Raw genomic sequence first — 11,198 nt, 5'->3', positions numbered from 1 at the left:
GTTGGGTGCTTGCTCAGCGCTTGGCCCAGTCGGGCATGGGGTACTGCGGCTGCTGGAGGAACTTGCTGCCGTCGAAGATGGCCACCGGCTTGCCGTTTTGCACCTGGATCACGGTCTGGTCGAGGTGAATCTGGCCGTTGGCGGCAAACTTCACGTGCCCGTACAGACTGTCGAAATCGCTGGCGGCCAGGGCGTTGCGCACGGCCTTGGGATCGAGCGTGCCGGCTTTTTCCACGGCCTTGACGATGGCCTCGACGTCAGAGACGCCCGAGGCGGCATGGTAGTCGGGCTCGTAGTGGTGCTTGGCTTCCCAGGCCTTGGCAAACTGCGCGGCATCGCCGAACCAGTCGTCCTTCAGGGCGTCGGAAGGCAGCCAGGCGCTCATGCCGAAGGCGTAGTCGGCATCCTTGCCCAGGGCCTTGCGGAAGTCTTCGCTGGGCACCCCCACGGTGAAGGAGTAGAACTTGGGCGAGACGTCCAGGCTCTTGGCCTGACGGATGAAGTTGAGGATCTCGGTCTCGTGCCCGGCCACCAGCACCGCGTCGGCCTGCTTGGACTTGATCTGCGACAGCAAGGTGTTGAAGTCGCTGGTGTTCGAGCTGTAGCGTTCGTCCAGCACCGTATCGACCCCGGCTTCCTTGAGCATGGGCCGCGTGCCCTTGGCCACCGATACGTCGAAGGAATCGTCGGCATACAACAGGGCCACCGTCTTGGGCTGCGGCTTGAGCTGCTTGAACATCTTCAGCGTGCTGCCGAAGTAGTCGCTGGCCGGCGCCAGCGTGCCGAAGACGTATTTGAAGCCGCGCGAGAAGATCTGGTCGGAGGCGCCGCCGCCTTGCACCATGGGTATCTGGTACTTTTCAGACACGGCGGAGTCGGCCAGGGCGAAATTGCTGGCAAAGGGGCCAAGCAGGAAGTTCACCTTGTCTTGCGTCACCAGCTGCGTGTACTGCCGCACGCTGAGGTTGACGTCCGACTGATTGTCGTACAGCTTGAGCGCCAGGGTGTATTTCTTGCCGTTGACGGTGACGCCGCCCTTGCTGTTGATCTGCTCGACAGCCAGTTCGTAGGCATCTTTATAGTAGCGGCCCGTGTTGGCCACCGGGCCGGTCAGCTGCACGGATGCGCCCAGCACGATCTGGTTGTCCGCCGCCTGGCTGATGCCGCTGCTCAGCCCCAGGGCCAGCGCGACCGCAGCGCATGGAAGGGCATGCCGAAATAGCGTATGCATGGAACAGTCTCCTGTGTATGGTTTTATGTGACATTGTGCGCTGGGCAACGTAACAAGTTTCTGAATGAAATCTGACTGATTCCTGAAAATGCGTGAAACGTGGCGCTAAATCGTCCGTAATCTCGGTGGAGATTCGCGTGCGAAACTTGACTTTCGTCGAGACTGTTGCAGGGTTTTTCCCCCTTCGGTCTTGATTTTTATTGCGTTTATAAATAGGAATGATTATTATTTAGAAACTGCCGGAGGATGTCTCATCCGGCAGGTTCAACCCCTCTCAGGAGTTCCCCCATGGCGCAGTCTCAGGTCAGCGCACTCATCGTCGGTGCCGATCGATTGGGCAATATCCCCGATCTCCTGCTGGATCACAACATCGCCATCAGACATCACATCAGCGGGCGCGACCCCGCGCACCAGAAAAAGTCGCCCGCCTTGCCGTCGGGCACCGATCTGGTGATTCTGCTGACCGACTTTCTCGGCCACAACGTCATGAAGACGTTTCGTGCGGCCGCGCAGCGGGCCGGTATCCGGGTGATGACGTGCCGCCGGTCGGTCTGCAGCATGCAGCAGGCGCTGGATCAGTGCGGCTTCTGTAAAGCGTGCCCCTTGCGCCAGACGGCTGACGCTCGCCAGCCTGCCAAGGTACGCCTGCACTAGTCGTGCATCTGAGGTTCGGGCGCGCGGCTGTGGCTGCGACTGCCTGCCGCGCGAGACCGGCCATGCAAAAGGCCCCGATACGATGATCGGGGCCTTTTGCATGGAGCGCCCCGCTTGGGGCTCTGTCGTGGTCTTGTCTTGCCAGGGTGCCACGCGGGGTCAACCCTGCGTGGGAAGCAGGCTTAGCGCCGGGCTGTGTCGGTCTGGGTTTGCAGGCGGCGCGCGCCGTTGTAGCGTGAGCGCCAGTAGGCCATGTCCATGCTGTCTACGCGGATGGCGGCACCGGTGCGGGGGGCATGCACGAACTTGCGGTCGCCCAGGTAGATACCCACATGCGAGTAGCGCCGACCCAAGGTGTTGAAGAAGACCAGGTCGCCGCGGCGCAGTTCGTCGCGATCGACCGAGATGCCGGTTTGCGCCTGGCCGCTGGCCGTGCGCGGCAGCTTGAGACCCAGTGATTTTTCGGCGGCGTAGGCCACCAGGCCGCTGCAGTCGAAGCCCTGACCCGGCGCGTCGCCGCCGTAGCGGTATTTGACGCCCAGGAATTTCATGGCGGTGGACACCATGGTCTTGGGGGCGGTAGAGCTGGGCCCGGCGCTGGATTGGGGGTAATCGATGGCCAGGCTGTCTTTGCTGTCGAGCCACGCTCCCAAGGGGTCGGATTGGGTTTTCAGCAGGTAGTTGTCGCGCAGCAGGCGGTTGCTGGATGAGGCGTCCGCGGTCTGCTGCGGCTGGGTGGCGCATCCTGCCAATGCAATCGCGCTGGCGCACAACACCCATTTCAAGAGGCGGCCCATGGAAAACAGGGCGGGCAGGTGGGATGCGGAAGCGGAATGTGGTGGTGGCATGGATGGTGGAGTTCGTTGGTAGGCACTACCCCAGAGCCAGATGCGTGGCCCGAAGTGAACACCGGGGGGTTAAAAAAGATGCCCACCATGCGGGCAACTGGCTGATTCTATCGGAAGAGGGGCCTCGGGTAAAGGCTGTTTTTTCACCCAGCCTGTGTTTCCCGCCAGGGCTTCAGGTGGGCATCCAGCCAGCCGCGCAGGGCGTTGGAGATGCGCAGGGCGGGGGCCGCGCGCAGGTCGGCGCTGCTCAGGCGTGCCTCCTGGACGAGGCCGTGTTCCAGCAGCCATTGGCGCTGCACGCCCGGCAGCAGGCCGCAGGCCAGCGGTGGCGTCAGCCAGCGGGCCTGCTCGTCCTGCGCGTAGAGGTTGCTGCGGCTGCCTTCGCAGACGTTGCCGCGCGCGTCGCAGAAGATCAGGTCGAAGTACTGCGGATGGGTCTGCAGCCAGCCTTGCGCGCCAACAAACCAGGGGCGGTGCGTGGTCTTGTGCGACAGATAGCGGTGGCCCATGCGCTCGGGAGCTTCGACGCCCGCGTCCCGGGCCAGCGCGATGCTCACTGGGCTGGCCGTGGGCGGCAGTGGCTGGACGTCGAGCGTCACCTGCCCGTCCGGGGCCAGCAGCAGGCGTGCGCGCCAGGCGGCGTCGGCCTGGGCGGCATTGGCCTGGGCGATATCGCCGGGGTGCTCCGCCGCAGCCTCGTGGGTGGCGATATTGGTGGCGGCCGTGCCGTGGAGGACGATGTCCCCCGGAGTGCCCGCGGGCGGCACCGTGCCGACTGCCGCCCGGCGGGACGGCCCGAGCGCTTCCGCGATGCGCGCGTCGAGCGCGTCCATGTCCAGCTGGTAGCCCAGCGCCCGCGCCGACGCCAGCAGGCGCGCCCGGTGCCAGGGCCACAGCGCGATCCGCCCGCTTTGCAAGCGCATGGTTTCGATCAAGGATGGCAGGTCGTTGGGCGTCACGGCGGGTATCAGGTGTCGGGTGTCGGGTCGGATGTCAGGTATCGGGTCGGGTATCAAACATCAGGTCAGGTATCAGATATCGGGTCGGATATCGGATGTTGGGGATCCTCGAACGTCCAGCCTTGCAGAATGCGGGCTTTCCACAGGCATTCCTGCCATTCTTCGTCGGCCTGCGAGTCGTGGACAATGCCGCCGCCCACGCCGAACTGTGCCTGTCCGTCCCGCAGCTCGATGGTGCGGATGGCGACGTTGAGGGAGAAGTCGCCGTCCGGCGCCAGCCAGCCGACGCTGCCGCAGTAAATGCCGCGCGCCCGCTGCTCCAGTGCCTCGATGGCCCGCATTGCGGCGATCTTGGGTGCCCCGGTGATCGAGCCGCAGGGAAAGAGCGCTTCGAGCACGCGCTGCAACGGCACGCCGGGCGCCTCGGCCTGCACCGACGAGGTCAGCGTCCAGACGGAGGGGTAGGCTTCCAGCGTGAAGAGCGCCGGGACGCGGACGCTGCCCGGCGTGGCGATGCGGCCCAGGTCGTTGCGCAGCAGATCGACGATCATCAGGTTTTCCGCCCGGTTCTTTTCGCTGTGCAGCAAGGCCTGAGCCACTTGCCGGTCGCGTTCGGGGTCGCGGTGGCGTGGCGCCGTGCCCTTCATGGGCCGGGTATGAAGGCGGCTTGCCTCGCGGGCGACGAACAGTTCGGGGGAAAGCGAGAGTATCCAGCGGCCTGCGTCATGGATGCAGGCCGCGTGCGCCACCGGATGCCGCGCGAGCAGCCGCTCGTAGGCCTGGACGGGATCCAGCGAGTCAGGCCAGTCCAGCCGCAGGGGCAGGGTGTAGTTGATCTGGTAGTAGTCGCCGCGCGCGATGCCCGCGCGGATCGCGCCGATCGCCTGCGCGTGGCGCGCCTGGGTGATGCCCGGACGCATGCTGCGGGCCGCATCCGTGGGATGGGCGGCGTCCCCGGTTTGCGCGTCGGCGGCGGGGGCGGGCGCAGTCGCCGGGGCTTGACCGGAGCCGACCGCACAGCGGGGCCGGGTGCCGCGCTCGTCCGCCTGGGCGAAGACCAGAGCGGTGAGCGGCGGAGCGTCCGGGGGCGGATTCGGGGGCGAACCGGGGGATGCGTGCGAAGGTAAATGCGAGCCCGAGCCCGAGCCCGAGCCCGAGCCCGAGCCCGAATCTGAACCTGGGTTCGGGGGGGCTGAACGGCCGGATTGTGCCGTTGGCGGGTCGAGCAGCCAGGCGCCCAGCTCGTAGTTCAGCAGCAGCGCCACCCAGTGGCCCGCCTGGCGCGCCGCTTCGATGGCCTGCCAGGCGGCGGGCAGTTCGTCGCGCTGGCGGGCGGTGATGCGTCGCACGGGTTGTTGCAGTTCCAGCGACCAGCCGACCAGGCGGTTCTCGAAGCGGCAGACCGGGCGCTCGCGCCAGACGGCGGATGTCCCATACTCTGTGGACGTGGACGTGGACGTGGACGTGGACGTGGACGTGGACGAAGTCGAAGGCCGCCCGCCCCCTGCCGACGAGTCGTTCAGGTGGTGTGCGGCAGTGGGAGTTGGGTCAAACATGCAATATGGGCGTCGGGCGGGTGGCGGGTATATTGATCGTCAGGTTCAGGTTTGGCTTCGAGCTTCAGGCGGGCGAGTGTACGCGTTGCAGGAATTCGGCCAGGATGCGCCCGGTGTGGGTGCTGCTGGCGCAAAGATCTTCGGGGCTGCCTTGCGCCACCACCTGACCGCCCTGGTCGCCGCCTTCCGGGCCCAGATCGACGATCCAGTCGGCCTCGGCGATGACATCCAGATTGTGCTCGATGACCACCACCGTGTGCCCCGCCTCGACCAGGCGGTGCAGCACGCGGATGAGCTTCTCGACGTCGGCGGTGGAAAGCCCCACCGTGGGCTCGTCCAGCACGTACAGCGTATGCGGTATGCGGGACGCCCGCCCCGTGCGCAGCACGCCTTCGTCCAGGTGTGCCTTGGTGAGCTCGGTCACCAGCTTGATGCGTTGCGCCTCGCCGCCCGACAAGGTGGGTGAGGGCTGCCCCAGCGTGAGATAGCCCAGGCCCACGTCTTGCATCAGCTGCAGGGCACGTGCGATCTTGCGGTGCGCCGCGAAGTGGCCCACGGCGTCGTCGACTTCCATGCGCAGCACGTCGCCCGCGCTGTGGTCGTTCCATTGCACGCCCAGGGTTTCTTGATTGAAGCGCGCGCCGTGGCAGGCGTCGCAGGGCACCTTGACGTCGGGCAGGAAGCTCATTTCGATGGTGCGCATGCCCTGGCCTTCGCACTCGGGGCAGCGGCCATCGCCTGTGTTGAAGGAAAAGCGCGAGGCTGTCCAGCCGCGCAGGCGCGATTCGCGCGTGCTGGCGTAGAGCTTGCGGATGTCGTCCCAGAAACCCACGTAGGTGGCCGGGCACGAGCGCGGCGTCTTGCCGATGGGGGTCTGATCGACTTCAAGCACGCGGTCGATGGCTTCCCAGCCGCGAATGTCGCGGCAGCCCTGCCAGGGCGTGGACAGCTTGCTGCCCACGCGGCGGCTGAGGTTGTCGAGCAGCACCTCGCGTGCCAGGGTGGATTTGCCCGAGCCGGAGACCCCGGTGATGACGGACAGCCGCCCGAGCGGAATGCGGGCGTGCGCGTGTCGGAGGTTGTGCAGCGAGGCGTCGATGATCTCGACCGATGGCGTGTCGGCGGCCACGGCCCGGCGCCCGTTCATGGGGTGCACCAGAGGTTCGCGCAGATAGCGTCCGGTGAGCGAGGCCGGGTTGTGCATGATGTCGTCCACCGAGCCCTGCGCGACGATCATGCCGCCGCGCGTGCCGGCCCCCGGGCCGACGTCGATGACATGTTCGGCGCGGCGGATGGTGTCCTCGTCGTGCTCGACCACCACCAGGGTGTTGCCATTGCCTTCCAGGCGGCTGAGGGCGCCCAGCAAGATGCGGTTGTCGCGCGGGTGCAGGCCGATGGTGGGCTCGTCGAGCACGTAGCACACGCCTTGCAGATTGGAGCCCAGCTGCGCGGCCAGGCGGATGCGCTGGGCCTCGCCGCCCGAGAGCGTGGGGGCCGCGCGGTCGAGCGCCAGGTAACCCAGCCCGACCTCCAGCATGAAGTTCAGGCGCCCGCGGATTTCGGCCAGGATGTCGCGTGCGATTTCGGCTTCGCGCCCGCGGGTGTCGAGGCGGGTGAAGAAGTGCTGGGCTTCGCTGACCGGCAGGGCGGCCAGCTCGGCGATGGATTTGTCGTGCCACAGAAAGGCCAGCGCCACGCGATTGAGCCGCTGTCCGTGGCATTGCGGGCAAGTCTGCAGCCCCTCGCCCGCGTCGAGCCAGGAGGCCTCTTCGCCGGTCTGGTCTTCGGTGAAGCCGGCCAGGGACAGACCGGTGCCGAAGCAGGCCGGGCACCAGCCGTGGCGCGAGTTGTACGAGAACAGGCGCGGGTCGGGTTCGGGAAAGCTCGTACCGCAGCTGGGGCAGGCGCGCTTGATGGAGAAGGTGAGCAGCTGCGGATCGGGCGCCAGGCCCGCCGCGCGGCGGGCCTCGATGGTGGCCGGGCCCGTGGCGGTGAGGCCGGACAGCACGCGAAAGCTGCCGTGGCCCAGTGCCAGTGCGGCGCGCACGGCCTCGCGCAGCCCGGCCTCGTCGCGCACATCCACGATGAGGTCGCGCACGGGCAGCTCGATGGTGTGCTCGTGATAGCGGTCGAGGCGCGGCCAGGGACTGACCGGGATGAATTCGCCGTCCACCCGCAAATGGCTGTAACCGTGCGCGGCGGCCCACTTGGCGAGGTCGGTGTAGTAGCCCTTGCGCGCCACCACCAGCGGAGCCAGCAGGCCGATGTGCTCGCCCTCGTGGTCGCGCAGCAGCTGCGCTACGATCTGCTCGGGCGTCTGCGGGGCGACGGGCACGTGGCAGTCCGGGCACGTCTGCGTGCCCAGGCGCACGTACAGCAGGCGCAGGAAGTGGTGGATTTCCGTCATGGTGGCCACGGTGGACTTGCGCCCGCCACGGCTGGTGCGCTGCTCGATGGCGACGGTGGGCGGGATGCCGTAGATGGCATCGACGTCGGGCTTGCCCGCGGGCTGCACGATGGCACGCGCGTAGGCGTTGAGCGATTCCAGGTAGCGGCGCTGGCCTTCGTTGAAGAGAATGTCGAAGGCCAGGGTGGATTTGCCCGAACCCGACACCCCGGTGACGACCGTGAAGGCGTTGCGCGGGATGTGGACGTCGATGCCGCGCAGATTGTGCTCGCGCGCGTTGACGATGTGGATGTCCGCGCTGGCCGCCATGGGCAGCCGTGGGGCCGGTTCGCGCAGGGTCAGGGCCGGGTTTTCCAGCTGGCGCGCATAGTCGCCCAGGGCCTGCCCGGTGTATGACGTGGCCGCCCGCATGATGGTCTCGGGCGTGCCCTGCGCCAGGATCTGGCCACCCTGGTCGCCGCCGTCGGGGCCCAGGTCGATGATCCAGTCGGCGGCGCGGATGACGTCGAGGTTGTGTTCGATGATGAGCAGCGAATGACCCGCGGCCAGCAGCTTGCGAAAGGCGCGCATCAGCCGGGCGATGTCGTCGAAGTGCAGGCCAGTGGTGGGTTCGTCGAAGAGCAGCAGGCTGCCCTTGAGCATGCCCTGGGGCGCGCGCGACTTGGCGGCGGCCGCCAGGTGGCCCGCCAGTTTCAGGCGCTGGGCCTCGCCGCCCGAAAGCGTGGGCACGGGTTGGCCCAGGCGCACGTATTCGAGCCCGACGTCGGCCAGGGGCGCCAGGCCCCATTGCACGTCGCGCAGGCCCTTGAAGAAGTCGAGCGCCTCGCTCACCGTCATGTCCAGCACTTCATCGATGGAAGCCGTGCGCCCCATGTGTTCGATGCGCACTTCGAGAATCTGCGGGCGGAAGCGTCGGCCATTGCAGTCGGGACAGCGCAGGTAGACGTCCGACAGGAACTGCATCTCGACGTGTTCGAAGCCCGTGCCGCCGCAGCCGGGGCAGCGCCCGTCGCCGGTGTTGAAGCTGAAAGTGCCTGCCGTGTAGCCGCGTTCTTGCGCCAGCGGGGCGGCGGCAAACAGCTTGCGGATGGCGTCGAAGGCGCCCACGTAGCTGGCCGGATTGGAGCGCGCCGTCTTGCCGATGGGCGTCTGATCGACCATCACCACGTCGGCGATCAGCTCGGCGCCCAGCAGGGCGTCGTATGCGCCGGGGGCTTCGGTGGGGCGGCCCAGGCGCTTTAGCAAGGCGGGGTAGAGCACGTCCTGCACGAGCGTGGATTTGCCTGAGCCCGACACCCCGGTGAGGCACACCAGGCGTCCCAGCGGCAGGGAAAAATCGATGTTTTTCAAGTTGTTGGCGCGCACGCCCTGCAGCAGCAGACGCGGCGTCTTGTCGGCCACCGGCAGGGGGCGGGGGGCTTCGATGCGCTGGCGCCCGCCGAAGTAGCGCCCGGTGAGCGTGTCGGCCACCGCAAGTTCGGCGGGTGTGCCGTCGAACACGATGTGTCCGCCGCGTTCGCCTGGGCCCGGGCCGATGTCGAGAATGCGGTCGGCGGCCACCATCACCTGCGGGTCGTGTTCGACGACGACCAGGGTGTTGCCGTGGTCGCGCAGGCGCTGCATCACCTGGACGATGCGGTGGATGTCGCGCGGGTGCAGGCCGATGGAGGGTTCGTCCAGCACGAACAGGGTGTTGACCAGCGAGGTGCCCAGCGCGGTCGTGAGGTTGATGCGCTGCACCTCGCCGCCCGACAAGGTGCGGCTTTGACGGTCGAGCGACAGGTAGCCCAGCCCCACGTCGCAGAGAAAGCGCAGCCGCGTGCGGACTTCGTCCAGCAGGTCGTCGAGGGCTTCGTCCAGCGCCTGGCCGAGTTCGATGTGCTCGAACCAGTCGCGCACGCGCGCGATGGGCAGGCGCATGAGGTCGTGGATGCCCAGGCCGGGCAGTTGGGCCAGCTGGGTGGGGGTCCAGTGCGCCGCGGCGGGCTTGAAGCGCGGGTAGCCGGGGATGGCGTCACTGTCGCGCCCCAGACGCCACAGGGTGGCTTCGGGCTTGAGGCGCGCGCCCAGGCAGACGGGGCAGGGCGTGTAGCTGCGGTATTTGGACAGCAGCACCCGCACGTGCATGCGGTAGGCCTTGGTTTCCAGCCAGTCGAAGAAGCGCTGGATGCCGTACCACTGATGCTTCCAGGCCGATGGCCCGCCTTTCCAGTCGGGCGCGCCGCCGATGACCCAGGATTTTTCGGCGGCGGTCAGCTGGCGCCAGGGGGTGTCGAGACGGATGCCGATCTTGGCGGCGTAGTGTTCCATCTCTTGCTGGCATTCTTTATAGCTTTCGGTCTGCCAGGGCTTGACGGCGCCCTGGCGCAGGCTGCGGCTTTCGTCGGGCACGACCAGGCCGTAGTCGATGCCCATGACGCGGCCAAAGCCCTTGCAGGCTTCGCAGGCCCCCAGGGGGGAGTTGAAGGAGAAGGTGCTGGGCAGGGCCGTGCCGTATTCGATGTCGCACGCGGCGCAGTGCAGGCCCGAGCTGAAGCGCCAGGCTTCTTCGTGGTCGTCGAACAGGGCGTAGACGGTGAGGCGGCCATTGCCCTGGCGCAGGGCGATTTCCAGCGCCTCGTCGATGCGCGCGTCTTCGGCGTTGCCCAGGCGGAAACGATCCTGGACGACGTGCAGGCGGCGCTGTGCCGCTGCCGCCTTGGCTTTCTTGCCGGATTTTCCCGGCTTGCCGGTTGCGATCCCATCCCCGGCCGCGCCCGCCGCCGCACCATCGGCGATTACGGTCGCGCCCTCCGCGGCGGGTGTGGCGCCGCCCGGCGTGTGCACGCGCGTATAGCCCTGTTGTTCGAGAAAGCTGCGCACCTCGTCTTCGGTGAAATTGCCCGGCACCGTGACCGGAAAGGTGACCACCAGGCGCGGATCGGTGGCGGCACACAGGGCGTCGAGCTGCTGGCGGATGGTGGCGGGGTTGTCGCGCAGCACCGGGCGCGCGCACTGGGCGCAGTGCAGGTGGCTGGCGCGCGCGTACAGCAGCTTGAGGTGGTCGTTGAGCTCGGTCATCGTGCCCACGGTGCTGCGCGAGTTGCGCACCGGGTTGATCTGGTCAATGGCGATGGCGGGCAAAATGCCCTCGATGCGATCGACCTGCGGCTTGTCCATGCGGTCGAGAAACTGGCGCGCGTAGGGCGAGAAGGTTTCGACATAGCGCCGCTGGCCTTCGGCGTACAGGGTGTCGAATGCCAGGGACGATTTGCCCGAGCCGGAGACCCCGGTGACGACCAGCAATTCGCCAGTCTGGATGGTCACGTCCAGGTTCTTCAGGTTGTTCTGGCGGGCGCCGAAAATGCGGATGGGAGCGTTCATGCCGTCATGATAATCTGCCCCCGCGGCGGGCGGTGGTTTGGGCCCGGTGGCGCTGGGGATATCGTGGGCGGCTTGGTCGGCGGCTTTGTTACCGGCCGCCGTTACTTGGCAAGGAAGTGTATGCCGCGGCCTGTCCGCGCTGACGGCCACCGGGTGCCCGCCGGGGGACGGGCCGGGCGA

At 67.3% G+C, this 11,198-nt stretch carries 6 protein-coding genes; 1 reads left to right on the top strand and 5 read right to left on the bottom strand.

Annotated elements, in window-relative coordinates:
* Positions 1-13 precede the first annotated feature (13 nt).
* Complete coding sequence (locus tag CCA01S_RS05930; RefSeq protein ID WP_066455455.1) at positions 14-1,231, bottom strand: amino acid ABC transporter substrate-binding protein; 1,218 nt, start codon at positions 1,229-1,231, stop codon at positions 14-16.
* A 288-nt stretch (positions 1,232-1,519) separates the two neighbouring features.
* Here CCA01S_RS05930 and CCA01S_RS05925 point away from each other — a divergent pair, with 288 nt between their 5' ends.
* Positions 1,520-1,885, top strand: coding sequence for a DUF2325 domain-containing protein (locus tag CCA01S_RS05925; RefSeq protein WP_066455453.1), 366 nt, complete (start codon positions 1,520-1,522; stop codon positions 1,883-1,885).
* Between the two features lie 182 nt (positions 1,886-2,067).
* On the opposite strand, the gene CCA01S_RS05920 is transcribed toward CCA01S_RS05925, so the two are convergent.
* The 4 genes from CCA01S_RS05920 to uvrA all read right to left on the bottom strand — a co-directional run bounded on the left by CCA01S_RS05920 (position 2,068) and on the right by uvrA (position 11,018).
* Positions 2,068-2,733, bottom strand: a complete 666-nt coding sequence (locus CCA01S_RS05920; protein ID WP_198149914.1) for a C40 family peptidase — start codon at positions 2,731-2,733, stop codon at positions 2,068-2,070.
* 143 nt (positions 2,734-2,876) lie between these two features.
* Positions 2,877-3,692 carry an aminotransferase class IV gene (locus CCA01S_RS05915; protein WP_066455447.1) on the bottom strand — a complete coding sequence of 272 codons (816 nt, stop codon included), beginning with the start codon at positions 3,690-3,692 and terminating at the stop codon, positions 2,877-2,879.
* 65 nt (positions 3,693-3,757) lie between these two features.
* Complete coding sequence (gene pabB / locus CCA01S_RS05910) at positions 3,758-5,248, bottom strand: aminodeoxychorismate synthase component I (protein WP_084386532.1); 1,491 nt, start codon at positions 5,246-5,248, stop codon at positions 3,758-3,760.
* Positions 5,249-5,312: 64 nt separating this feature from the next.
* Positions 5,313-11,018, bottom strand: a complete 5,706-nt coding sequence (gene uvrA / locus CCA01S_RS05905; protein WP_066455443.1) for an excinuclease ABC subunit UvrA — start codon at positions 11,016-11,018, stop codon at positions 5,313-5,315.
* Positions 11,019-11,198: the final 180 nt, after the last annotated feature.

This window comes from Castellaniella caeni NBRC 101664, assembly GCF_001592225.1.
Taxonomy (GTDB): Bacteria; Pseudomonadota; Gammaproteobacteria; order Burkholderiales; family Burkholderiaceae_B; genus Castellaniella; species Castellaniella caeni.
Note: the sequence above shows the minus strand (reverse complement) of the source record. Positions and strands in the feature narration are given on the sequence as shown.